The organism is Streptomyces sp. BHT-5-2 (assembly GCF_019774615.1).
In the GTDB taxonomy this organism is placed as follows: domain Bacteria; phylum Actinomycetota; class Actinomycetes; order Streptomycetales; family Streptomycetaceae; genus Streptomyces.
In genome coordinates, this window is record NZ_CP081497.1 from 1362403 (window position 1) to 1385253 (window position 22851).

Annotated in this window: 22 protein-coding genes and 6 pseudogenes; 10 read left to right on the top strand and 18 right to left on the bottom strand. The window is 66.1% G+C overall.

Features of this window, described 5'->3' with window-relative positions; all coding sequences use genetic code 11:
* Positions 1-5: 5 nt before the first annotated feature.
* The 3 genes from K2224_RS33940 to K2224_RS33950 form a co-directional block, all read right to left on the bottom strand.
* Positions 6-419, bottom strand: coding sequence for a hypothetical protein (locus K2224_RS33940; RefSeq protein ID WP_221910987.1), 414 nt, complete (start codon positions 417-419; stop codon positions 6-8).
* A gap of 37 nt (positions 420-456) precedes the next feature.
* On the bottom strand, positions 457-771 hold the full coding sequence (locus tag K2224_RS33945) for a hypothetical protein (RefSeq protein ID WP_221910988.1): 315 nt from the start codon (positions 769-771) through the stop codon (positions 457-459).
* A 168-nt stretch (positions 772-939) separates the two neighbouring features.
* Positions 940-1401, bottom strand: coding sequence for a hypothetical protein (locus K2224_RS33950; protein WP_221910989.1), 462 nt, complete (start codon positions 1399-1401; stop codon positions 940-942).
* Positions 1402-1568: 167 nt separating this feature from the next.
* Here K2224_RS33950 and K2224_RS33955 point away from each other — a divergent pair, with 167 nt between their 5' ends.
* Positions 1569-2102 carry a GNAT family N-acetyltransferase gene (locus tag K2224_RS33955; RefSeq protein WP_221910990.1) on the top strand — a complete coding sequence of 178 codons (534 nt, stop codon included), beginning with the start codon at positions 1569-1571 and terminating at the stop codon, positions 2100-2102.
* Between the two features lie 171 nt (positions 2103-2273).
* On the opposite strand, the pseudogene K2224_RS33960 reads toward K2224_RS33955, so the two are convergent.
* The 5 genes and pseudogenes from K2224_RS33960 to K2224_RS33980 all read right to left on the bottom strand — a co-directional run bounded on the left by K2224_RS33960 (position 2274) and on the right by K2224_RS33980 (position 5926).
* Positions 2274-3087 (bottom strand): annotated as a pseudogene (locus tag K2224_RS33960) (ExeA family protein).
* 478 nt (positions 3088-3565) lie between these two features.
* Positions 3566-3718, bottom strand: a pseudogene (locus K2224_RS41800) (Mu transposase C-terminal domain-containing protein); the annotation flags it as partial.
* Complete coding sequence (locus K2224_RS33970) at positions 3708-4166, bottom strand: DUF6431 domain-containing protein (RefSeq protein ID WP_221910991.1); 459 nt, start codon at positions 4164-4166, stop codon at positions 3708-3710. The pseudogene K2224_RS41800 and the gene K2224_RS33970, both read right to left, overlap by 11 nt.
* Before the next feature lie 15 nt (positions 4167-4181).
* Positions 4182-5303 carry a peptidoglycan bridge formation glycyltransferase FemA/FemB family protein gene (locus K2224_RS33975; protein WP_221910992.1) on the bottom strand — a complete coding sequence of 374 codons (1122 nt, stop codon included), beginning with the start codon at positions 5301-5303 and terminating at the stop codon, positions 4182-4184.
* 347 nt (positions 5304-5650) lie between these two features.
* The gene (locus K2224_RS33980) at positions 5651-5926 is read right to left on the bottom strand and encodes a helix-turn-helix domain-containing protein (RefSeq protein ID WP_260693644.1); all 276 of its coding nucleotides are present in this window, start codon (positions 5924-5926) and stop codon (positions 5651-5653) included.
* Between the two features lie 102 nt (positions 5927-6028).
* Between K2224_RS33980 and K2224_RS33985 the strand changes: the two genes are divergently transcribed.
* The 3 genes and pseudogenes from K2224_RS33985 (at position 6029) to K2224_RS33995 (ending at position 7391) form a co-directional block, all read left to right on the top strand.
* Entirely contained in the window at positions 6029-6679 is a 651-nt protein-coding gene (locus tag K2224_RS33985; RefSeq protein ID WP_260693645.1) for a carboxymuconolactone decarboxylase family protein, read from the top strand.
* Positions 6680-6704: 25 nt separating this feature from the next.
* Positions 6705-7064: pseudogene (locus tag K2224_RS33990) on the top strand (MFS transporter); the annotation flags it as partial.
* A gap of 33 nt (positions 7065-7097) precedes the next feature.
* A complete protein-coding gene (locus tag K2224_RS33995) occupies positions 7098-7391 on the top strand; it encodes a DUF1330 domain-containing protein (RefSeq protein ID WP_221910994.1) in 294 nt (97 codons plus the stop codon).
* Between the two features lie 123 nt (positions 7392-7514).
* Here the strand turns inward: K2224_RS33995 and K2224_RS34000 are convergent, their stop codons facing one another.
* Positions 7515-7670, bottom strand: a complete 156-nt coding sequence (locus K2224_RS34000; protein ID WP_260693646.1) for a hypothetical protein — start codon at positions 7668-7670, stop codon at positions 7515-7517.
* A 302-nt stretch (positions 7671-7972) separates the two neighbouring features.
* Entirely contained in the window at positions 7973-8455 is a 483-nt protein-coding gene (locus K2224_RS34005) for a GNAT family N-acetyltransferase (protein WP_221910995.1), read from the bottom strand.
* A gap of 306 nt (positions 8456-8761) precedes the next feature.
* Here K2224_RS34005 and K2224_RS34010 point away from each other — a divergent pair, with 306 nt between their 5' ends.
* A complete protein-coding gene (locus K2224_RS34010; RefSeq protein WP_221910996.1) occupies positions 8762-8959 on the top strand; it encodes a hypothetical protein in 198 nt (65 codons plus the stop codon).
* Between the two features lie 187 nt (positions 8960-9146).
* On the opposite strand, the gene K2224_RS34015 is transcribed toward K2224_RS34010, so the two are convergent.
* Positions 9147-10175 carry a GlxA family transcriptional regulator gene (locus K2224_RS34015; protein WP_221910997.1) on the bottom strand — a complete coding sequence of 343 codons (1029 nt, stop codon included), beginning with the start codon at positions 10173-10175 and terminating at the stop codon, positions 9147-9149.
* 71 nt (positions 10176-10246) lie between these two features.
* Between K2224_RS34015 and K2224_RS34020 the strand changes: the two genes are divergently transcribed.
* From K2224_RS34020 to K2224_RS34030, 3 genes are all read left to right on the top strand, one after another.
* Positions 10247-11563: an MFS transporter gene (locus tag K2224_RS34020; RefSeq protein ID WP_221912125.1), complete on the top strand. Its 1317-nt coding sequence runs from the start codon at positions 10247-10249 to the stop codon at positions 11561-11563.
* 113 nt (positions 11564-11676) lie between these two features.
* Positions 11677-12669: a helix-turn-helix transcriptional regulator gene (locus K2224_RS34025; RefSeq protein ID WP_221910998.1), complete on the top strand. Its 993-nt coding sequence runs from the start codon at positions 11677-11679 to the stop codon at positions 12667-12669.
* 620 nt (positions 12670-13289) lie between these two features.
* A complete protein-coding gene (locus tag K2224_RS34030) occupies positions 13290-14564 on the top strand; it encodes a type III PLP-dependent enzyme (protein ID WP_221910999.1) in 1275 nt (424 codons plus the stop codon).
* Between the two features lie 46 nt (positions 14565-14610).
* Here K2224_RS34030 and K2224_RS34035 read toward each other — a convergent pair.
* The 5 genes and pseudogenes from K2224_RS34035 to K2224_RS34055 form a co-directional block, all read right to left on the bottom strand.
* A pseudogene (locus K2224_RS34035) lies at positions 14611-14892 on the bottom strand (transposase family protein); the annotation flags it as partial.
* A gap of 41 nt (positions 14893-14933) precedes the next feature.
* The gene (locus K2224_RS34040; protein WP_221911000.1) at positions 14934-15188 is read right to left on the bottom strand and encodes a MafI family immunity protein; all 255 of its coding nucleotides are present in this window, start codon (positions 15186-15188) and stop codon (positions 14934-14936) included.
* A 196-nt stretch (positions 15189-15384) separates the two neighbouring features.
* Entirely contained in the window at positions 15385-16065 is a 681-nt protein-coding gene (locus K2224_RS34045; protein WP_221911001.1) for a hypothetical protein, read from the bottom strand.
* A gap of 704 nt (positions 16066-16769) precedes the next feature.
* Entirely contained in the window at positions 16770-17987 is a 1218-nt protein-coding gene (locus K2224_RS34050; RefSeq protein WP_221911002.1) for a putative T7SS-secreted protein, read from the bottom strand.
* 42 nt (positions 17988-18029) lie between these two features.
* On the bottom strand, positions 18030-18395 hold the full coding sequence (locus K2224_RS34055) for a hypothetical protein (RefSeq protein WP_221911003.1): 366 nt from the start codon (positions 18393-18395) through the stop codon (positions 18030-18032).
* A 591-nt stretch (positions 18396-18986) separates the two neighbouring features.
* Between K2224_RS34055 and K2224_RS34060 the strand changes: the two genes are divergently transcribed.
* Together K2224_RS34060 and K2224_RS34065 are read left to right on the top strand one after the other, a co-directional pair.
* Positions 18987-19172 (top strand): hypothetical protein, encoded by a 186-nt coding sequence (locus K2224_RS34060; protein ID WP_221911004.1) that lies wholly within the window; start codon positions 18987-18989, stop codon positions 19170-19172.
* Positions 19173-19179: 7 nt separating this feature from the next.
* The gene (locus tag K2224_RS34065) at positions 19180-20343 is read left to right on the top strand and encodes a glycosyltransferase (protein WP_221911005.1); all 1164 of its coding nucleotides are present in this window, start codon (positions 19180-19182) and stop codon (positions 20341-20343) included.
* Between the two features lie 431 nt (positions 20344-20774).
* On the opposite strand, the pseudogene K2224_RS34070 reads toward K2224_RS34065, so the two are convergent.
* Together K2224_RS34070 and K2224_RS34075 are read right to left on the bottom strand one after the other, a co-directional pair.
* A pseudogene (locus K2224_RS34070) lies at positions 20775-21601 on the bottom strand (IS5 family transposase).
* 243 nt (positions 21602-21844) lie between these two features.
* Positions 21845-22096, bottom strand: a pseudogene (locus tag K2224_RS34075) (coenzyme F420-0:L-glutamate ligase); the annotation flags it as partial.
* Positions 22097-22851: the final 755 nt, after the last annotated feature.

The following is a 22851-nucleotide window of genomic DNA, read 5'->3' on the forward strand; positions in this document are numbered from 1 at the left end:
ATATCTCAGGGTCGTGGTTTTTCTTCAGAACCGGTATCAGCAGCCGTCCGCTCCGCCCACTCGCGCACTGTCACGGCATGCTCCATGCGGCTGACGATCTCCTTCTTGGACGCCGTGTCCAGGGTCTCCGGGATCTTGTCGAAGGTGTCGGGAAGGACGTCGAGCAGACCCCAGATCTGTTCGCCGGTGCTGACAGTCAGCAGTTGCTGGCACCTCCACTGCAGCGGCGTCTCGGGACGGTGCGTGAGCCGCTGCACGAGCGTCGGGAACAGGTAGTGCGTCGCCTCTGCGGCGAGGTGCTCTCGGAGCCAGTCGACTGGGAGTCGCTGGCTGAAGCCGTGCATGGCAGCCTCCTGGGCCAGGTCCAGGAGCTGAGCAGTGTCGACGGCTCGGACGGTGCGGGGAAGGGGCGGGGTCATGTCGCGATGATGCCAAGAAGCCTCCGCGGCCGAGAGGTCAGCGGGGCCGGGATGCAATCTGGCGACGGACAGGACCCCAGACCTCCTCGAACTCCTCGAAGGTGAGTTGTTCGGGGTCGTGGCCTTCCCAATCTGAGACGGGCAGCTCGGCTGTGATCCCGAACCTGCTGTCGTACTCATCGAGGCGGCCTGCGTCGTGGGCCTGCTGCCATTCGTCGAGAGAGGCGGCTGCGATCGGTGTCAGCCCAGGCCCTTGAAGTTCGACCTGCCTGGTCACCCAGCCTTCGGCGTCGACCTCGAAGTAGAACCAGACATCTTCCTCGTCCCAGTAGCAACGCATCCATGTGGTCACCGGTCAATGATGACGGTGCTCGAACGAGGTACGGCAGCGACCTGCTGTCTTGTCACAGTGCATCTGGCTGCTGACCTGCCGGGTGCCATGTCGTTTGCGAACGGTGTTCTTCGGTATTCCCAAACGCCATGGCTTCCGGGGAAGTCCGCTGAGGTTCAGAAGATCGGCTCAGCCGTCCTGCCCATCGGCAGAGGTGTCCGTGTCGCCCGGAGACGGCGCAGTGGTCGGCGGTGGTGCTTCCTCCGGTAGCAGGCCCCAACCGAGGTGCCTTGTGAGGAACGCAGCGACCTGATCCGCATCTGTGCACTCTGCGGGCAGGTCACCCGGCCGTGGCCGGTAGAGGTCAATGAGTTCATCCCGCAGTCGAGCATCCAGAACCGGTATTCGATAGCGGTTGATGGTCCCTCGGTAGAAAAGCCAGTCGAAGATCCGGACGGCAGGGCAACGGCCGGACTGCGGCACTTCCGCGAGATGGCCGTCCTGCCAGGAGCCGACGTAGGCGTAGTGCGCCTGCTTCAACGCTCCGTCGAGGGTTGGAGTGGGGAGGTCCTTCAGATTCCAGTAGGTACGGGCTTCGGCTTCAGGTATGGGTTCCGGGACTGCGGCAAGCCAGAGGCGATATTCGAGCACCGAAGCAGCCTGTCAGACCATCTCACCCGGACTGGTCTTGCGATCGGCACCGCCCGGTTCGAAGCGTGGGTTGCGTCGGTTCGCCTGCGGCCCTTCAGGGGCCGGGGGCGGCAGCGCTGAGAGTGCCGATTATCGACGAGTCCTTTGCCTTCGGCAGGATGGGCGTCATGACTGAGATCCGTACCCCCCGCCTTCTGCTCCGTCGCTGGCATGACGACGACCTCGTGCCCATGGCCGACATCAACGCCGACCCGCGGGTCATGCGCTGGATCGACGACGGTTCGGTGCGCGACCTGGACCAGACGGCAGAGGCCATCGAGTGGTGGGAGGAGGAGTGGGACGAGGAGGGCTTCGGCCTCTTCGCCGTCGAGCTGCTGGCCTCGGGTGAACTGGCCGGCTTCACGGGGCTGTCCGTGCCCGAGTTCCTGCCGGAGGTAGGGCCCGCCGTGGCTATCAGCTGGCGGCTCGGCGCACAGTTCTGGGGCCAGGGCTACGCGTCCGAAGCCGCCCAAGCCACGCTGGAGTTCGCACTCCAGGACCGTGGCCTGGACCACGTCATCAGCATCAGCCGGGCCGGTGACGCTGCCTCCGAGAACGTCATCCGCAAGCTCGGAATGGTGCTGGAGCGCGAGACGACCCACCCGGTGCACGGTTATCCGCTGCGCGTTCACACCATCGACCTCACCGAGTACCAGGCGTGAACCAGCCGAGCCTCGGCGTACTCCAGGACGACCTCGACGCCTTCCCAGGGCTGTTGAGCGACGCTGAGGATGTGTGTGAAGGCGACGTGCTGGTTGTCGACGGCGTGGTGTGAAATGACCCCGGCGGCCGTCAGGCCGCCGGGGTCGTCGTGAACGTGGTCGGTTTCGTCGTCACTCTGTCGCGTGTGTCTCGCTGATCGCGATGCGTGTGGAGGACTCGTCCACGATGCTCTTCTCGTCGGCGAACGCGGCGATGAGGGACTGCAGGGCGATGTTGTCGACCGAGCGGGGCAGGCCGCGGCTGGTGAGGTGGATCAGGTCGACGGCGTCGTCGGAGAACAACGGGTCCGATCGCCCGGCGATCGTCAGGTGGTGCTTGATGTAACTGGTGGTCTCCTCCCTCGTCATGATCGGCATCTGGTAGCTGATCGAGATCCGCTGGTCCAGAGCTGCGAGGACACCGTGCTTCATCCGCTTCCGCAACGTGGGCTGCCCGATCAGCAACACCGCGAACGGCGTCGTGGAGTCCATCTCGTAGTTCGTGAGCATGCGGATCGCGTCCAGCTCGTGGTGGTCGAGGAGACGCGACTCGTCGATCACGACCGCAGGAGTGCGGCCGCGCTTGTCGACCTCGGCGGCCAGCGCCGCGGACGCCTGAGCTGCCAGAGCGGCCGACTGGTACTTCGGGGTGCCCCCGAGGCTGGTGACGATGCGGTCATAGAGGCTGCGCATGCCGACCTCCGGATTGGGCTGGTGGATCACGGTGAAGCGGGCCGGGTCGAGCGAGGAGACGGCGCCTTTGAGGGCGACGGTCTTGCCCACACCGACCTCGCCGGTGACCACGCCGATCGCCCGGTTGTTGATGCACCACGCGATGCGGGCCGCGGCCTCTCGATGGGAATCGTGCTGATGGAGCATGGAGGGCCAGGTCCCTGCCGAAGGGGACGCGGGTGAAGCCGTAGTAGCCCTGGACGCGGTCGATCAAGGAATCCTCCTGGGGCAGGGCCAGAACTCCGCCTGGGCAGCGGACAGTTCGGCTGATTCGTCGGCTGCGGTCCGCTGGGCGAGCCGGACGGCGAGACGGACCGCGCGGAACGGTGCGGACGGCGAGAGTGTCGAAAGGGCCGGTGTCCTGTTCGGTGCGGTGGCAGCAGATCTCCGCCAGGGCCAGGGCTCGGTCGGCCAGCTCGCGGGGCGTGAGCATGAACAGGTCGGGTTCGGGGTCGAAGTACAGTTCCTCGGCTCGGGTCGGCTTCACTGCTTGCCCGTGAATCGTTCGTCAGGGACGAGTAGTTGATGCCCTTGGCGGTGTTCGCGGTGTGCGCCTCGTCGAGGATCTTGAGGTAGTCGATCCCGGTCGGCGGCGCCGGCTCGGCCGGCGACTCCGGACTCGCCTTGGGGTGGGCATGGCGGCCGACGTGGTGCGGGACCGCCTTGCCCAGGGCCTTGCCGGAGGCCCTCACCTCGATGTCGGTCAGGTCGAACGGGTCGAAGACCAGCTCGATCCTCATCCCGGCCAGTGACGGGTCGACCTCGTAGGAGTTGCCGTGCAGGCTGACCGTCGCGGACTTCGTCACGGTGCGGAACTCAGACCACAAGAACGCCTCAGACGGCATCCCCGAGCGGCGTCCCGGACGGATCGGGCATCACCGGGTCGTCAGCGAGTGCGACCAGGGCGACAGTGAAGTGCCGGCGAACCTCCTCGGACCGACCGCGAAAGCGGCGGATCCATCCGCGGACCGTGCCGTCGGCCAAGCCTAGATGCGCGGCGACCTGGCGGTGGCCCATGCCTTGGGCTGCTATCTCCAGCCCGGCTCCGATCACCTCGGCCGTATCCGCCCGGCGCGGCCACATCATCTGCGGCAGGAGCACGTGGGTGGTCCCGCAGGCCGAACAGCGCGACCGGCGAGGGCGTACGGACAGACGGGTCCCGAGATCACCGCGTACTTCCCGCGGCCGTCCGTGCCCCCACGGCGCGAGAACCGCAGTGCACGACGGGCAGTTCAACCGGCCGGCCTGCAGCTGACGTTCCACGCTCGCCGCATCGGCGTCGACGATCAGCACGAGGCGGCCGCAGGATCAGCGGCGGGACATGTAGCGGTCGAGGGCCTTGTGCAGGACCTTGTTGAGCGGGAAGTCCCACTCGCCGAGGTATTCGACAGCCTCGCCGCCGGAGCCGGCCTTGAACCGCAAGAGCCCCAGCAGGTGGTTGCTCTGCTCCAGGGTGTCGGTGATGCCGCGGAAGTCATAGACGCCCGCGCCGAGCGCGTGGGCGTCGGACATCATCCGCCACTGGATCGCGTTGTTCGGCTGGACCTCGCGCTTGCGGCTGGTGGAGGCGCCGTAGGAGTACCAGACGTGTTCGCCGACGGTCAGCATCGTGGCCGCCGCGAGCACCTCACCCTCGTGTTGGGCCAGGTAGAGGCGCATGCGGTCGGGATCCTCGGCCCTCAACGCGGTCCACATACGCTGGAAGTAGGACAGCGGGCGGGGCATGAACCGGTCGCGCTCGGCGGTCTCCACGTAGATCTGGTGGAAGGCGGGCAGGTCCGCGTAGCCGCCCTGGACGACCTTGACGCCGGCCTTCTCCGCCTTCTTGATGTTGCGGCGCCACTGCTGGTTCAGGCCCCGCTGGACCTCTTCCAGGGATCGCCCGGCGAAGGGCACTTGGAACACGTAGCGCGGCTGGCCCGCAGCGAAGCCGTCCTCGCCACTGGGCTCGGTCTGCTGCCAGCCCAGCAGGCGCAACCGATCGGCAACGTCGAAGGCCCGCGGTTCGTGCACGGTGGCCTCCACATCGCGCAGCCGCCGGGCCTGTGGGTCGGCGGTGGCGGCCTTGACGACCTCGGCACTCCAGCGGCGGGCCACCACGGGCGGCCCCATCTTCACCGAGAACGCACCCCGCCCCTTCAAGTACGCGAGCATCGGCTCAAGCCACCGCTCCAGATCCGGCGCAGCCCAGTCGATGACCGGCCCCTCCGGCAGATAGGCGAAGTACCGCTTCAGCTTCGGCAACGGCCGCAGCAGCACCAGCCCCACGCCGACGAGGCGGTCACTCTCGTCGAACCAGCCCAGGCCCTCCGCCCGCCAGTCCGGCTTCACATCTCCCCACGAGGGAATCTGCAGGTGACTCACCGCTGGCCGGGCCCGGACGAAGGCCAGATGGTCCTCACGGGTGATCGCCTTCAGGCGAAAGCTCATGCGTACCCCTTTGTTCGACGCACAAGCCTACTGAGGCGTACGGCACTTCCAGGTCCTTCGTGCACGCACGGTCGTCGTACACGAAGCAGGCACAGACTGCCCAGCAAGATCACAAATCATGCTCATCGCGGGTGTCGCGAACCTGATGCTTCATAAACATGCAGAGTGTCGTCCAACACCGCTGGGGAGACTGCGCCCGTCCTGCCGTCATGGCTGGCTGACCGGCTCTGGGACCAATTCGCGGCACTGCTGCCCGAGTCTCCTACGGGCGCTCCGACCCACCCGCTGGGCTGTCGCCGCCGCCACATCAGCGACAGACCTTGCCGCCAACAGCCAAGTCATGGCCGTCAGTCCGCCGCCTTGGGCCGCCAGTCGGAGGCCCATGCATCGAGCTGGGCGAGACGTTCGAGAAGGGTCCTTCCCTGTCCAGTGAGCAGGTAGCCCTCGCCGGCGTGCTCGACGAGGTCGGCCTGCCCAAGCTCGCGAAGCCTGTCTGCCAGGACGCTTGATGAGACGCCGCCGCATCGTTGCTGGAGCTGGCGAAAGGTCGGAGATGAGCCGTCCCGTAGCTCCCATAGGACTCGCAGCGCCCAGCGTCGACCCAAGAGGTCCAGGAGCGCCATGATCGGGCGCCCCGTGTGCGAACCGCGGACCCGCCGGCCTGGCAGTGGTGTTGGTCGTGTCATCTGCTTCCCTTTCCGAAGCGCCAATGTTAGCGTGCCGCCGTGCCTCTGAAATCGAAGCAACCGCGAATCGAACCGCTCTCACCGCCCTACGACGAGGGGGCCAGCGAGGCCCTTGAGCTCCTCGGGCATTCACCCATCCAGCTGTTCCGGGTGTGGGCCCGCCGGCCCGAGCTCGCCCGCTCCATCGCGGGCTGGGGAAGCTACTACTTCTCTCGGCGCTCCGCTCTCACTCTGCGCCAGCGCGAGCTGGTCATCGACCGGACCACCGCGCTGTGTAGCGCCGACTACGAGTGGGCCGTGCACGTCGCAGGCTTCGCCGAGAAGGCGGGATTTGACGCCGCGCAGCTTGCGTCCCTCGCGGATGGAAAGCCAGCGGACGACTGCTGGAACGCCGCTGATCGTGCCGTGCTTGAAGCGGTCGACGAGCTCCATGCGACCGTTGATCTCTCCGACGACACCTGGGCCAACCTGGTCGCTGTTGCCGATGAAGATGCCGCACTCGAGCTGGTCTTGGTCTGCGGTTGGTACCACGCCATCTCGTTCGCTGTCAGGGCGCTCCGTCTGCCCCTTGAACCCGGCAACCGAGCCGATCGCCGCGCACTGATCGCCGGGGTCGCGGTCCTCCAGACGACCTCGGATGCTGCACAGGGCGTCCGCGACCTCCTCGGGGCGGCTCTCGAGGTCCAGTGAGGAGGCCGGGCGTCTTCAGATCCTCGGGTTCGCCCTGTTCGCGAAGGTCCGGTCGGACCTGGCCGAACTGTTCGCGGCGAGGGGCGTGCTCGGCTTCGGCGTCGGCGGCTTCTCGGCCGCGATGCCCGGCGTCATCCTGGCCGTCACCCCCAAGAGCGAGACGTCGAGCGCCATGAGCTTCAACTACGTCGTCCGCAGCGTCGGGTCCTCCCTGGGCAGCGCCATCGGCGGCCTGATCCTCGCCGCGGGCACCGGCCCCGGCCACCTCTTCCCCGACGACAGCGCCTACACCACCGCGGCGCTGGTCGGCATCGGTGCCATGGCGATCACGACGCTGACAAGCCTCGCTCTCGCCCGCCGACGCCCGTCCGAGACCAACTCGTAAGTCAGATGCACTCGTCCCAACACTGGAGGTTCCATGCCCAAGGGCTACTGGGTCAGCGTCTACCGCACCATTTCAGACCCTGAGAAGCTGGCTGCTTACAACAAGCTGGCCGGTCCGGCCGTCAAGGCCGGGGGCGGCCGGACCTTCGCCCGTGACGGTCGGGTCGTGGCGCATGACGCCGGAATCGCCGAGCGCACCGTCCTGATCGAGTTCGACAGCTTCGAGCAGGCCGTCGCGGCGCGCGAGAGTGCGGCCTACCAGGAGGCGCTGGCCGCTCTCGCCGACGGCGTCGAGCGCGACTTCCGCATCGTCGAAGGCATCGACTGACCGAGGTCCGGTCGGATCTTCACTGAAGATCCACCATCTTGGCGCTGGTGCGGCTACTGGTGTGGCGGGGTTCGTGGGTGCTCGTGCTGGTCGTGGGTGGCTGTCTTCGGTCTTGATCGTCTGTCAGCGGCCGAGTTCGAGGTTCGTCAGGACGAGCAGGGCGCGGAGCAGGTTGGTGGCGCGGGCGGGGCTCGTGCGGAGTTTGGTGAGGATGCGCCAGGTCTTCAGGTGCGCGAAGCCGTGCTCGACGGGGGCGCCCGCCAACACGGCGAGGATCACGAGCCACCGCCGCAAGCTGCCGCGCGTCCCCGCCGACTGCGGTCCACGATGACTCGCCCATGTATCGAACAAGATCAGTAAGAGCTTGCGCTGGCGTGGGGAGCCCGGGGAGCAAGGTGGGCGCAGGTCCCGGTGATCATGGAGTTGCGACGCTCTGTGACCGCTGGGGAGACTGTGCCCGTCCTGCCGTCATGGTTGGCCGACCGGCTCTGGGACCAATTCGCGGCACTGCTGCCCGAGCCTCCTACGGTCGATCCGCGTCCAGTCCGCCGCGCCCCTAGCCACCGATGGGTCTGCGCCTGTCAGCGTAGAATCTTCACCATCAGCTGTTCCCTGACCCCGTCGCCGGACACGAGATCCCCGAATTCTCCGGAGAAGTCGAACCCGTGGCGTTGATACAGCGTCACGGCAGGCTCGTTGCCCGGGATCACCGCCAGCTTCAACGTGGTGGCGCCCGATCGTCGGGCCCACGCCTCGATCACCGCGACCAGGAGGTCTCCGACGCCGCAGCCCCGGGCCTCGGGACTGACCCACACCGATCTCAGCTCGCAGACCTCGCGGTCCGCGGGAAGCCCACTGGCCATTCCCACCGCCTGCCCGCGCAGAAACGCGACGATGTTGTGAGCCCCGGTCATGGCCAGACGCGCACGCCACCGCTCCTCCCCACCGCCGTGCCAGTCCTCCAGCCGGGACTTGAAGGAGCGCGGAGCCTCACTCAGCGCAGCGAGACGAACGTCCCGCCACAACGGCCAGTCGTCAGTCGTGAGAACCCGCAGGCGCACCATGCGAGCTAGTCTGCCGCGTTGTCTATCGAGCGGTCCAACCTCGCTCGCTGAGGAAGCGACATGATCCTCAGACAACAGCTCAGCGACACGATCTGAGACAACGAGAAGAACCGCAGGTCACAGCATCGTCGCCTGACAGCGAAGTGGAGAACCTACACACCCCTGGTGACTGCAGTATCCGCGATTTCTGACCCATCTCTGCGGAACGGGTCTCCGTCTCAAGTGATCTGGTCCGATTCGCTTGTGGTCTCAGGTGGTCTGGCTCCGGTGCAGCGTGGTCCCGTGGGGCAGGTACCGTGGCGGCCCATGGAACAGCTGTCCGGGAACGTGGATCGTGACATTCTGGAGGACCGAACAATCCTCGCAATCAAGGCGATCCGCGAATCATTCGGCTGCACCCTGCGCGAGGCGGTCGATGTCTACGCCCAGCGATATGAGGAGCTCCGTCGCGACTGCCCGGACGGCTTCCATCTCAGTCGGGCGGAACCGGGCCGGATCAACTGAGACGAAGTCCGGCCTCCGGTCGCCCAAGGCCAGATCACGAGATCCTCGGTCTTCCCGTCTCACCTGGTCTGGTCGCTGCAGGTCACAGGTCCGGGCCGGGGCAAGATCGTTTGAGACGGGACAATTTCGTTGACGCAGGGCCGTCTGGCCATCGTCGAGACCCTGCTGCAGCCACGCATCCCAGGCATCAGTGGCTACCAAGGTGGGGCGAGGTCGGGGTGCTGGCCGGGCCGCGGAAGGTGGCGCGATAGGCGCTGGGAGTGACGCCGAGCCGCGCCAGTAGATGCTGGCGGAGCGATACGGAGGTGCCGAAGCCGACCTGGGAGGCGATGTGCTCGACGGTCATGTCGGTCTCTTCCAGCAACTGCCGGGCTCGTTCGACGCGTTGGAGCGTAAGCCACTGCATGGGAGAGGTTCCGGTTTCCTGGCGGAACTTCCGGGAGAAGGTGCGCGTACTCGTCGCTTCCTGTCGGGCCATGTCACGCAGCGTGACCTGGTCGTCGAGGTGGGTCAGGGCCCAGGCGCGGGCGGCGGCTGTGGACGGACCATGCGGCTCGGGAATCGGGTGTGGGATGAACTGGGCCTGACCGCCGTCGCGATGGGGTGGAACGACGGTAGCGCGGGCCACGTCGTTGGCGACGGCGGAGCCGTGATCGCGGCGTATGAGGTGCAGACACAGGTCGATGCCGGCGGCTTCCCCCGCAGAGGTCAGCACATCGCCCTCGTCCACGTAGAGCACATCCGCATCGACGCGGACGCGCGGATGCAGCCGGCGCAAGCGGTCTGCAGACTTCCAGTGAGTGGTGGCCCGATGGCCGTCCAGCAGACCGGCTGCGGCCAGCACGAAGGCGCCGGTGCAGATGGAAGCGATACGGGTTCGCGGACGGATATGGGCCCATGCGGCGGCGAGTTCGGGACCCAAGGTGCCGTCGGTTTCGGTCTCGTCGACTTCGTGCGAGGCGGGCACAAGGACGGTGTCGGCCTGAGCCAGGGCCTCGGGGCCATGGTGCACTTCGACGCGGAAGTCGGCGTCTGTGCGCACCAGCCCGGCGCTCGGCGCGCAAGTCGTCACGTCGTACAGCGGGTCGCCGGAGGCAGAGCGAGCCTGCCGGAACATCTGGTGGACGATACCGAGCTCCATGGGCATCACGCCGTGCCGCACCAGCGTGACCACCCGATGCCGCGTGCTCGTCACCGTCTTGGCGTGCACGTTCATGGCACGATTCTTTCACCCTGTGGCCCGCTGGCCACTGTCGGCGTCTGCCACGGTGCAGAAGAGTGACCGGCATGTCCTCCAGTACCACCACTCCTTCCACAGCTGAGAATGCAACGCCCCCACGTCGTCAGGGCCTTCATCGAGCGTGGCTGATCGCTCTCGTGGGTTTCACGGTCATCACCTGTGCCGGCACCTTCACGGGCATGCCCAACCTGCTGGTGAACCCGCTGCATGACTCCTTTGGCTGGTCCCACGGCACCGTCAGCCTCGCCGTGTCGGTCAACACCGTCCTGTACGGGCTGACCGCTCCGTTCGCCGCAGCCCTGATGGATCGACTCGGTGTGCGTCGTGTCGTGGTCGGCGCGCTACTGGTCATCGCGGTGGGAGCCTGCCTGACCACAGTCATCACCGCGCCCTGGCAACTCGTATTGTGCTGGGGCGTGATGGTCGGCCTTGGCTGCGGCTCGATCGCGATGGCCTTCGGCGCGCTGATCGCCGACCGCTGGTTCGCCGCCCGCCGAGGACTGGTCACCGGCTTCCTCAGCTCCGCCACGATGTTCGGTGGCATGGTGCTGCTGCCGCTGCTGTCCGAGATCACCAATCGATCCGGGTGGCGGACGGCCACCCTGACGGTGACCGCCGTCGCCGTTGCCGTCGCCGCAGTCGCGTTCCTCCTGTTGCGCGACCACCCGGCCGACCTCGGACTGGCCCCCTACGGAGCCGCCCAGCCAGTGCCCAAGCCCGCCCCTGTGCCAGGTACGGTCCTGCGGGCCCTGCGCGTCCTACGGTCCGTGGCCAAACCGGGTCCCTTCTGGCTGGTCGCAGGCACCTTCGCAGTGTGCGGGGCATCCACCAACGGCGTGATGATGGCCCACTTCGTCCCCGCCGCCCACGATGCGGGTATGTCCAGCACCACCGCCTCGACCCTGCTGGCCGTCATGGGGGCGGTCAATGTCGTGGGCACCATCATCGCCGGCTGGTGCACTGACCGCTTCGATCCCCGGTGGCTGCTGGCCGGCACGTACGCGCTGCGCGGCGTGAGTCTTGCGTTCCTGCCTGGTCTGATGGGGCCGTCCATCAGCCCGGCCATGGTGTTCTTCACCCTCTCCTTCGGACTGCTCGACCTCGCCACCGTGCCACCGACGATCGCGCTGTGCCGCGAGTTCTTCGGCACCAACAGCACCATTGTCTTCGCCTGGGTGAACGCGGCCCACCAGGTAGGCGCGGGGTTGGCCACCTTGCTGGCAGGGATGGCCCGGGACATCACCGGAAGCTACACCGCCGTGTGGCTCGGCGTTGCCGCGCTGTGCGGCCTGGCCGCGGCCCTGTGCGTCAGCATCAGGCTCCCGCGCGGTGTGCTCGCCACGACGCGGGAAGCAGGTATCTGAGGCACCAGCTCCGCCCCGCTTGTTCAGGGCACCGGCCAGAGCTGGCCGCGTCAGCTTTGCAAGCTCACGCGGAAGCCATCACGACGTTCAGGCCCATCACGACGAGGAACTGCATGCTCGACGCACTCGGAATGAGCACGACCACCGAAGCGGTCTACCGTGCCGTGCTCGCACACCCGCAGGCGGGAGTACCCGATCTCGCGAAGCGTCTTCGGTTACCCGAGCGCCGGGTCCGCGAGGCGCTCGACGACCTGAGTGAAATGTCTCTGGTACGCCCTGCTGTCGATGACCCCCACAGTTTGCATACGGTGGATCTCCGGATTGCCGCAGATCTGCTGCTGGCTCGCCAGGAAGCCGCCCTCGCGGCTCAGCAGCAGCGCGTGGAGGAAGCGCGGGTGGCGGCCTTGCAGTTGACGGCGGCCCCCTCCGCTGCCACAGCGGCCTCGCGAGGCGACAGCGTCGAGGTTCTCCACGGCATCGACAGTATTCGTGACCATCTGACATCGGCTTGTGCCAGCCAGAGAACTGAGCTACTCGTCTGTGTACCCATCAGCCCTCGCCAGGTCGATGAGTGGGGAACGTTCTTACCCGCATGCCTCAGCGTGCTGGAATGCGAAGGCGCAGTGCGAGCACTGTTCCTCGACAGCACGCGAACGGCACCCGAGGCTATAGCCTCTGTGGAGCAGCTCACTTCACGTGGGAGCCACATCCGAACGGCACCATCGCTGCCTGGCCATGTCTGCATCTTCGACCGGCGTGTCGCCTTTGTCATGCAGCACAGCGATGAAGGAGGAGGCATCGAGGCCCTGATGGTTAGGGTGCCCGCTCTGGTTGGGCTGCTCTCGGCTCAGTTCGACACCCTATGGGGAACCTCCCAGGTGCTGAACGCATCTTCACCTGCGCAAGGCCCACCGACGTCGCGTCAGGAAGCCGAGGTGCTCAGGCTTTTGTCCGAAGGGCACACCGACGAGGGGGTTGCGAAGCGACTGGGAGTCTCCTATCGAACCGCTCGCCGCATCGCATCAACTCTGATGTCACAGCTCGGAGCACGCAGCCGCTTCCAAGCCGGAGCGATCGCGGCGATTCGGGGGCTGATCCGCGACTGATAATGGTGACCCGAGACGAGGCACTCTCGGGTCACCTGCTTCTCCATTGGCCGACCTTCTTCCAAGACAAGGGACGGGCCCCGATGATGCATCTCGTCCACCTCGAGTTGGCGCCACTGAGCGCCCTTGCCGTCCTGCCTCCCGACCTGCGATCGGTCCTCTGCCGATACGCAGCCCCGCACCTCCTGGAGCACATCTCTGTACACACATCAGCCAAGCCGTACCCGGTGATCGGTTTGTACCTGCAGACCAGCAGCCCGCAGAAGGCCGAAGTGGCTGCACGAAACATCTGGGCTGCCGCAGAGCAGGAACCCACCTTGGCGGGTTGGTGCTTACGCCGGGCCCAGGTGCCGCCCATTCCTCCCAGCATGCAGGCCCTTGGTGACCCCGACGAGACCGAGGACTGAACCGTCCAGGGCCTGTTGAGGCCACCGAATCCCTCTTCCACCGGCCGATACTCACAGAGCAAGATCTTCTCCATACGGCAACGGCGTCACCGGAGAAGAGGTGGAAGATGCGCGTCCTGCCAGCAGGTTGGACCCTGTTCGTGCGATCCACGAACACACCGATCACGACGGCTCCACTGGTCGCATTCGAGATACGCAAGGTCAGGGGTGAGCATGCAGTCGGTTGACCCCCATGCGATTGCCTGCCGGGACCTTGCTGAGAGGTTCGGAACGCCTCTGTACGTCTACGACGCGGAGGTGCTGGAACAGACGTACCGCGAACTGCGCAGCCATCTGCCGCGACAGGTCGACGTGTTCTACTCACTCAAGGCGAACCCAAACCTCAGCGTCTGCGCATTCCTGCATGGTCTCGGGGCCGGTGCGGAAGTCTCGTCGTACGTCGAACTCCGCACCGCCCTCCAGGCAGGTGTCGCGCCCGATGACATCATTTTCCTCGGCCCCGGCAAGGACCTGCAAGAGCTCAGGGCATGCCTCGACGCGGGCATCCATGCCGTTGTGTGTGAGTCGCTCGACGAGGTTGCCCAGCTGGACCAGCTCGCGGCCGAGCGCGGGGAGTTGTGCCCCGTGATATTCCGGGTCAACCCCGCTTTCGGGAGCAAGGGGTCCGGACTCGCCATGGGCGGAAAGCCCCGCCAGTTCGGCATCGACGAGGAGACGCTGCAGAGCGCCAAGAGCCTCCTGGCGGACCTGTCCCATGTGCGGGTGAAGGGCATCCACGCATATATGGGGACCAGATTCCTCCACCACGAGGACGTCGTCAGCAACACCGAGCGCATCCTTCAGATGGCCGACCACCTGGCCTCCGTGCTGGGCATCCCCCTGGAGACGGTGGACTTCGGAGGTGGTCTCGGCGTCGCCTACTTCGACAACGAGTCCGATCTGGACCTGGCACGCCTGGGCAGCGGGATCACCCGAGTCGTGGAGCCGTTCACCCGTCGCCACCCCGGATGCCGGCTGATCATGGAGCTGGGCCGCTACCTCACAGCGTCATCAGGCACGTACGTGGTCAAGGTCCGGCAGGTCAAGGAGTCCATGGGGGAGATTTTCGCCGTTGCCGACGGCGGCACGAACCATCACATGGCTGCTGTCGGCGTCGGCAGTTTCGTCAAGCGGAACTTTCCGATCCGGCATCTGACCCGCTCGGGAGCCCCGGCGTCCCGCCCCTATACCGTGACCGGCCCTCTGTGCACCCCCAATGACGTGATCGGCAAGAAGGTACCGCTCCCCGAAGTCCGCCCTGGTGGCCTGCTGGGGGTGGAACGCTCCGGAGCCTACGGCCCCACCGCCTCACCCGGACTCTTCCTCAGCCACGGATTCCCTGCCGAGGTCATGACATACCGCGGGAAAGCGCACCTGGTGCGGGCGCGCGATACAAGCGACGACCTGCTGGCAAAGCAGCGACTCGTCGACCTGCACGCCGCTTCGTGAGCGGAGCGGCGGCCCCAACGGTGCGCATCGGGGTCGACGTACTGGACCGCAGCGCGAGCATAGGTCCGAGGTGGTCGATGATGCGGTCCGCTGCTGACTTGGACACTCCGAGGAGCGGGGCGAGCTGGCGCAGCGTCAAGTTCGTTCGCCAGTAGGCCGCGACCAGCAGGGCCCGGTCCTCCGGTGGAAGGCTCCACGGACGGCCCCTGCGGACCGTATCCGCACCCTCGCGCCGCAGCACGGTCACCAGCCGGCCGAACAGGCGAGGGCTCAGACCAGTGAACGGGGCTATCCAAGACGGCTCCGACCCCGTGATCACACCTGCCACGGAAAGGATCATCCCTCGACAACACCGCCGAGGGGTAAGTGTCAGTCGATCAGCAGCTCGTCAAGGCGTTGGACGGACCTCGGGGTGTCCATCTCGTCCGCCATTGCCACTAGTCGAGCGTGGTACTGCCGAGTGATGGGCAGGTCGTCCTCATAGATCCACGAGCACATGGTGTCGAACGCCAAAGCCTCCTCACCGTGCGAGAGCAGGTGGCGAACGTCCGTGATGACAGCCTCCGTGGTGAGCGGCGACTCCTCCAGGAGTGCCACCACACGTGCTCGATACGACAGGCTCACGAGCGGTCCTCCATGGCAGAACTCAACGGACCGATGACATCCGACATCCTCGCCTCCAGCCAGGGAGATGTCGACTCGCCCACCCTTAACGGGACAATGCCTAGTCGCGACGGGGCTTAGTGCAGCAGGAGCGGCTCGCGATCGGGCAGCGCAACCTGCCCCGGCGGATCGCCCGCGAGGAGCTCACTTGAAATGCTTATCCGAAAGGAGTCATCGATGTGTCGTTATCGAGGCGTGTGGCATCCGTAGTGGGCTCGGTTGGGGGCAGCGTGTGTGAACTTTCTGAGGTGGGCTGGGAACTTGAGCTGGGCACGGCGGGGTCAGGATGGTCGAAAGTGATGCTGTGCAGTAGCTCCACAATGTCGGAGCAGTACTCGTCCCAATGATCCCTGTCGGGTGTCGTGAAATTTATACAGACGAGGCACTGCTGCTGATTCTCTTCCCCTTGCGGGATGGGTAAAAAAGCCTGCATTTCCGCCATAGGTAATTCCTGCTCCTCTCTCGACGGAGATGTTTCCGTAGAAATCTGGAAACTCTTCATCCCGGACACCACGGCTATGGGGCCGTTGGGGGTGTCGAACACGCTCCCGCCCCAAGACTCCCCTCGTCCGGCAACGAGAGAGCGAATTATTCCGTTTGCCGCCACGGCTGTATCGCCGAACTCGAAAGGCGTGACGGTGACCAGCAAGGTGCCTAGTGAGAGTTCACTGTCATAGGTTCGCACGCACGTGCCGGCATGCAAGGCGCCCGACCTTTCGAGTAGCTGCGATGCCTTGTGAAGGTTTTCCGCAAGGGTTTGGAACATCGATGGGTTCGATCCGAGAGTATCCTTGGATATTCTCGCGGCGACAATTTCTTCCGCTTCTTCGATGGTCACCCCTATTGGGATGGCGGTAAACCCTTCAGGAACGGCGAATTGCAATGCTAACTCCCTGTCTGGTCGTAGGGCGGGCCTGCTGGCGGTAAGGGAGGCGGCGGGGATGGAGGGGGCACCCAGAAGCGAGCAGCTTCCTGTTGTCGGACCTCCTCGAGCAGCTCTAGATTCTTTTGTTGGCGACGTCTCCCGTAGCGCGGTCCGAGAATGGATCCGATCACGAACAGGACTCCGAGGATGCATGAGCCCGCACTGACGATCGCTGAGCCACGGACAGCCAACGCCATTGAGAAGCACACGATGGCCCCGAAAACGCACGTAATGATCACCTGAGAGGGGTGCCATCCTTTGGATGCTGTGGCTCCTCGCACCGCCTTCGCTGCGCGCAACGGGGTGATCAGGGACGGATCTGGGGCCTGGGCCACCGACCAAGGATGCGTAGTTACTGCGCACCAAGTCCCTGCAGCCTGCACCCGGGAAATTGCCGCCTGGGCGCGTAGGCGAGATGCTGGGCTGTCGTCGCGTGTAAAAGTCAATCGAATCGCTCCACGCCCCTGCATCTCCTCGGAGTCGAGTGCGTAACCCAGCTCCGTGGCGATCCAGGTGACGCGGTCAGCGCGATGTGCTGTGAACCCGGTGAGGATGACCTCGACGGACGGCCTTCCATCGAAACTTGCGGCTATGGCCTCATCATTCATGGAACATCATCACCCGGCACCAGCAGCTTTATCCTTTTCGCTTCCCTTGTTCCATGCGTTTTCGAGTGCAGGGAGCAAGGGGCCGACTCCCAGCTCAATGGCCTGTCGCGGATTCTTTGGCGCAAAATTCTCGAACACGGAGGGGTCTCCGAAGAGGCTGGCCCAGGAATCGACGAGACCGAAATTTGAGGCCCCATCCGCAGTTCGGCTCCTGAGCATCGCGGTGCCCAGCTTGCCTCCGACACGGGCGCCGGCGGCCAGTGGAATCACGCCCAGCGCATCCTGCGCCAGCGTGCGGTTCGAAACTACGTCTTCACCGCCCGCTGCGTGAGCAACGCCGTGCAGGGCAAGCGCTCCGGCCGCGAACACGGATGACGCAACCCCGAATTCCCCTGCCAGTGGGGCATTGCCCAGCACGCCGACCCCGATTCCGATCGTGCCTACCACAGCGCTGACCGTGGACAGGACGTCTCCGACGGCAGAAATGGCGTTGGCGTGCTCCTTGACCCACTGAAGCACGGAGTGGAAGAGGATTTCCTGGCCTTTGACCAGCTGTCCCAAGGCGTGCTTCAGGTCGTCGAAGAATCCCGGCCCCTTGGGGGCCTCTTCGCCTGCGGCCTTCAGCACTGCGGCGACCGTGCCCGCTAACTCCTCATGCTGACTGCGGATGCTCTTGGCCGAGGAGACGATGCCTGCCAGCTCCTCGCGTGCCGAACCGAACTCCTCGAGTGCTGCGGTGTAGCGCTTCTTGGCCTCTGCCTCCTCAGCGTCGGTCATCCCGATGCCGCCAAACCGGAAGAGATTCAGGTCCTCATTCTTCTCGGCCCGTTCGGCGCGCTTTCGGGCAGTCTCGGCCTCGGTTTCGTATGAATGCGCCTTGGACTGCATCACGCCCAGTTCCGTCTGCCACTTCTGCAGCACGCCGTGAGCAAGTCCGAAGCTTTTGCTGGCTTCATCCAAAAGTTTGGGAAGGGCCTGGGTCTTGGCGCGGAATGCGTCCGCGGCGGCGCCGGACCAGCCGCCATCGCTGATGTTGTGCAGTGTTTCCGCAGCACTTTTAATGTTCTTCTGCACGCGGTTCAGGTCCTCGACCAGGTCACTGACTGCCTGCGGAACTCCGGGGGCTGGATTGAATTGCAATCCCGGAAAGTTTCCGTTGTCCTCGTATGGGTCGCCGCCCCCGTATCCCCATAGCTGCTCACCGAGCGACAATTCCTCTTCCCCCACTGCCGTTGACTGAAATCCGAGTCATGCGCGTAGTCCGGTCGCTCATCCGAACGGGCTGGCGGCCGCGCCTCCGCCGTTACCGCCCCCACCGTTTTCGCTGCCGCCCTGACGGGTTCCCTTCGCGAGTGCCTGCTGCACGGCGCTGTCCGTCTCGTTGTACGCCTGAGCCGTGGTCTGCAGGCCCTGCTTGATGGCATCGGTCAATTGCGTGATCTGGTCGATGCCGTATTCCCAGGAGCTCTTGAACTCCGCCCCCGCCTTATCGATCTCACCGTTGCCGAGATCACTGACGGTCGCGCTCCGTAGATCACCGCTCGCGTATTTCATCGACTCCGTGCAGCGCTGCAGGCGCGTCGACAGCGAGCCCAATTCCTCGACATCAACCGTGAACTCCCCCGAATTGGACACTGAACGCAGACCCTCCCGATGTGGCATCCCGGACTGTTCGGCCGACGAGAGTAACACGCGTGTATTTCCACCGGTCAAGTGCGGTCCAGTGGACGCCAGGGATGCGAGTGCCAGGCGAAAATCGGCCAACATGCATGCTTGGCCGAAGAATTGATGAAACGTTAACCATGACCGTTCATGAGTCCTCGTCGGTTTGCTGACGGGGACTCTGCGTCTGCGTGGTGCGGTCCTTTCGGGGTTGAGAAGCTGTGTAGCAACCTCGCAGGGAGTATCGGGGCCGCTGGGAGAAAAGGACGCCTGAGCGCGAGGTCCAGGTCAGCGGGTGCTGGTCCGGCAAGCTGGGAGGTGTGGGGCAGCTCCGAGGCCATCACGGTCGCGGGGCAAGGCGCTCGGGCCGCCCGTCGGCTCGGGGATGCAACTGTGTTCTCAGGGCGGTGTGCAGGTCGCGCGTGGCGGGACTCTTCGTCGGTTTTCCGGTACCGCTCAACGCGGTTGAGCTTCCGCTGACGCTTAAGTCGTCCTGAAGGAACCGTTGATTTCTCACAAGATCCGTGGAATCCATGGAAGGCGGGCGATCCGGAGGAGGAACTGATGAGAGGTCACCGCCCCGTGACGTACGAGCTGGACGAGAGTTATCCGCTGTTCCCCGTGGCCGGCGGGAAGCATCCTTCCGCCATGGACACCGACGACTTGAAGATCGCTGACAGCGACGCCTTCGGCTTCATGAACCTGATGGGGTCGGCGGACCCCGTCCCGGACGACCTTCCCCGGACCTGACGCTGCCATGGCCATGGCGGCTGCGGCGGTGTGGCTGGTGCCGGCCGAACTGGCCCCGGCGATCGTGCTTGCCCTACTGGGCCGCCTCGAACGGGCCAGCCGTCTACGCGCCGCCAGGCGGTACCGGCCGGCCCTGCGCGGCCATCGCGAGCCGATGGCCGTGGTGTGCCCCGTCTACCGGGAGGACCCCGCCCTCTTCGGCCGGGCCCTGCGCTCATGGCTCCGCAATGATGTGGCGGAAATCGTCTGCGTGATCCACGAAAACGACACCGCGTGTGCCGAGGTGGCACGGGCACATGGAGTACGAGTGATCACCACGGCGGACCGGGACAAGCGCCGGGCGCTGCGAACCGGCTGGCAAGCGGTCACGGCGGGCCTGGTCGCTCTCACGGACTCGGACACGGTCTGGGCCCGCGATCTCGTGCCCACGGTCAGCGCGCCGTTCGTGGATCCGACGGTCGGCGGGGTGGCGACCCAGTCGTTCGTCCTGGAACCGGCCACGTTCTGGGAGGAAATCCGCCGCGGCCGGGGACCGATCGTGGTGATGGCCGCCCAGACCGTCCGGGGACAGGCCCTGGGCTGCCTTCCCGGCCGCACCGCCGTCTACCGGCGCGCTCTGCTCGAACAGATCGGCCCTGACCTGGTCCAGCAGTCCTTCCTGGGCGTGCGCTGCGGTCCCGGTGACGACACGCGGCTGTCCGCACTGGCCCTCCGGGCGGGCTACCGGACGGTCCTGCAGGCCAACGCGCACGTATGGTCCCGCTTCCCGGACACCTTCACCGGCCTCGTCCGCCAGAGACTGCGCCACCAGCGCAACAGCTGGCGGGAACACCTGAGCGCACTGGCCGGCGGATGGATCTGGCAACACCCCTACCTCGCACGCTGCGTCACCGTCTCCGTGATCCTGCGCCTGGGATTCATCCTCGGCACGGCGTACTACCTCTGTCTGGCCGCCTCCGGCGACCTCCTCGCGCCGGCCATGGTGGTGACCTACTGGTGCGGCCGGCGTCTCCTCCGCACCAGTCGCTTGCTGCACCGCACCGGCCGACGTCGGGTCGTTGCCTTCAAGCTCCTTGCCACCGACGTCCTCTCCCATGCCCTCGACGTCTTCGGGCTCCTCACCATCCGCCGTCAGGGCTGGCTCACCCGCGGCAGCGACCGGGCAGCTTGAGAGGACGCTGGCGTGATGAGGTGCGATGGGAAAACCCACCGCGGACAGAAAACTTCCGGGCCCTGCTGCTGTCCAGGGGCGCCCCGAGGTGAAGGCAGTTCTCACCGCGGCCGTTGGCTCCCTGCAGCCACAGGCCGGACTTGCCGGGATCCTCGATGCACAACTCGACAACCGATCGCTCCCTGCACCCGCGGGCCGGACTCGAAGCCGTACGCCCGGGCCCCTCGGCAGGCAGCCTGGACCGTGGAGCACGCCGGCTGATGAGAAGCCTCAGCCAGACCGTGACAAGCGCGGCGGGACCAGGTCCCGCCGCGCTTCCTCCGATTGACGATTAGGAGGATGCCCAGGATCACGCCTCTCCGTCTGGTAGAACAAATCGGCCCGGGGCCGTCGTACGCGTTCGATCGCTCCCTAGGAGTTGTCTTCAAATGTCACGCCCACATCAGGAGCGAGGCGAGGGTGACGGCTGCCTGATAGGACTCGGTGGTCTTGTCGTAGCGGGTGGCGATGCCGCGCCATTGCTTCAAGCGGTTGAAGCAGCGTTCGACCACGTTGCGCAGTTTGTAGAGCCCTTTGTCGAAGGCGGGCGGGCGTCCTCCTCGACTGCCACGCCGGAGCCGGTTGCGGATCTGGGCGGCCCGTTCGGGGATGGTGTGGGCGATGCCCCGCCGTCTGAGCCAGGTCCGGATGGCCCAGGAACTGTAGCCCTTGTCTCCCCGCACGTGGGCAGGCCGGATTCGTGGCCGTCCAGGGCCAGGCCAGGGCACCCGTATCGCCTCCATCACGGTGAACTGGGTGCAGTCGTTGGTGTTGCCGCTCGTGACGGTGAAGGCGAGCGGGCGGCCGACAGCGTCGCAGGCCAGGTGAATCTTGCTGGTCAGACCACCTCGGGACCGTCCGAGTGCCGGGCTGCGGAGCCCCCTTTTCGGGCCCCGGCTGCGTGCTGGTGAGCGCGGACAACGGTGGAGTCGACCGACACCAGCCAGTCGACGTCCCCCGCCGCCTCCACCCTCGTCTGCGCGGCCCGCAGCATTCGCTCGAACGTGCCGTCCAGCGCCCATCGGCGGAAGCGGGTGTGCAGCGTCGCCCACAGGCCGCACCGCTCGGGCACATCCCGCCAGGCCACCCCCGTCCGGAACCTCCACACGATCCCGTTGAGCACGGTGCGGTCATCCAACCGCTTCCGCCCCCGCAAGGACTCCGGCAACAGCGGCCGGACGAACTCCCACTCCGCATCCGACAGTTCATGACGACGTATCACCCGACCATGATCCACCACTCGAGATCATTTGAAGACACCGCCTAGGCCCGTGTCGGCTTCTCCGGCCCGGTTACGTCGGGAGGGGCCTGGCGCCCGGATACCTCGGCACCCGCCCTGCAGGTGAGGAGACCACGGAAGTCGGTTGTGCCGCACTGGCATGGGAACGTCGCCGGGAGGCCGCTTGGTGTAGGGTGGGCGACAGCGCGCCGTCGACGGGCGACCCGAGCAGAGCGAGCCGCGTTACGGCCGCCCTGCCTGATGGAGCATCGCGGCAACTCCGGCGTCGTTGTGTTCGTAGGAGATGCCCCGCAGTACAGCCACGGGAGCGCCGCGCCCGCGCTGTCCGAGGATCAGCCCGGCTGCCGCGGCCACCAGGTCGGTCAGCGTCTCTTCCTGCCGCTTGGTTTTCCCTCCCGGCTCGGTGTGCTCGGTGATCCGCAGGGGTGCGATGCCGGCGGCACCGATCGAGATCACCGTGGCGCCGCGGCGGTCGGGGTGCTCATGAAAGGCGGCTCCGTGCGGGGTGTTCGGTCAGGGCGGTGAACAGTCGGGCGTGGGCGGCGGCGAGTTCCGCGGCTCGCTCGCCCGGCGGTGCGGTGGCGGTGAGCCAGGTACGGACGCGGTGAACGTAGTACGGACACAATGCGCAGGCCGCCTCATGGGCCGGGGTGCCGTTTCTGACGGCGTGCCAGGCGTCGGCTACGGGCAGCGGCCAAGGGTGGGCATTGCCGGGTTCCCGGCCATGCCCACGACTGGGGCCAGCATCGCTTGAGCCCGATTAGGAGTCAGAACGACGAAAGTCGAGAGGGTAATCCCCCCGGGGCGGGCGCGGTGAACCCCCGCTCCTGCACGGGGGGATATCGGATGGGACAGGCGCGTGGTGCGCAGCAGAGTGGGGGTATGCGCCCGTCTCGAATCCTTCGATCCGTCGCAACCGCGTCAGCCGTGGCTGTTGCGGCGACCGCGCTGCTGACGGGTACCGCTGCTGCCGCCCCACCGGCTCCGGCGCCGGTGACGACCCGCCCCGTGTCCTTCACCGGTTCTGGCGGACTCACCTTGCACGGTACCGTCTTCGCCCCCTCGAACCTCCCTGCTGAAGCGACCCGTAGTCCCGGTTTGGTGATGGTCGGTGGAAGCGAATCGAGTCGGGTGCACAGCTCTTACCTGCGGTTTCCTGCGGATGCGCCCAGTGGGGGGACGGCGGGTGGTCCTCCGTTTGCGGGTCCGTCGGTTCTTCTGTCCGGCGG

Coding starts and splice junctions, on each gene's coding strand:
- K2224_RS33940 (WP_221910987.1), bottom strand. CDS start 419: ATGACCCCGCCCCTTCCCCGCACCGTCCGAGCCGTCGACACTGCTCAG.
- K2224_RS33955 (WP_221910990.1), top strand. CDS start 1,569: ATGACTGAGATCCGTACCCCCCGCCTTCTGCTCCGTCGCTGGCATGAC.
- K2224_RS33975 (WP_221910992.1), bottom strand. CDS start 5,303: ATGAGCTTTCGCCTGAAGGCGATCACCCGTGAGGACCATCTGGCCTTC.
- K2224_RS33980 (WP_260693644.1), bottom strand. CDS start 5,926: ATGGCGCTCCTGGACCTCTTGGGTCGACGCTGGGCGCTGCGAGTCCTA.
- K2224_RS33995 (WP_221910994.1), top strand. CDS start 7,098: ATGCCCAAGGGCTACTGGGTCAGCGTCTACCGCACCATTTCAGACCCT.
- K2224_RS34005 (WP_221910995.1), bottom strand. CDS start 8,455: ATGGTGCGCCTGCGGGTTCTCACGACTGACGACTGGCCGTTGTGGCGG.
- K2224_RS34010 (WP_221910996.1), top strand. CDS start 8,762: ATGGAACAGCTGTCCGGGAACGTGGATCGTGACATTCTGGAGGACCGA.
- K2224_RS34015 (WP_221910997.1), bottom strand. CDS start 10,175: ATGAACGTGCACGCCAAGACGGTGACGAGCACGCGGCATCGGGTGGTC.
- K2224_RS34020 (WP_221912125.1), top strand. CDS start 10,247: ATGTCCTCCAGTACCACCACTCCTTCCACAGCTGAGAATGCAACGCCC.
- K2224_RS34025 (WP_221910998.1), top strand. CDS start 11,677: ATGCTCGACGCACTCGGAATGAGCACGACCACCGAAGCGGTCTACCGT.
- K2224_RS34030 (WP_221910999.1), top strand. CDS start 13,290: ATGCAGTCGGTTGACCCCCATGCGATTGCCTGCCGGGACCTTGCTGAG.
- K2224_RS34060 (WP_221911004.1), top strand. CDS start 18,987: ATGAGAGGTCACCGCCCCGTGACGTACGAGCTGGACGAGAGTTATCCG.
- K2224_RS34065 (WP_221911005.1), top strand. CDS start 19,180: ATGGCCATGGCGGCTGCGGCGGTGTGGCTGGTGCCGGCCGAACTGGCC.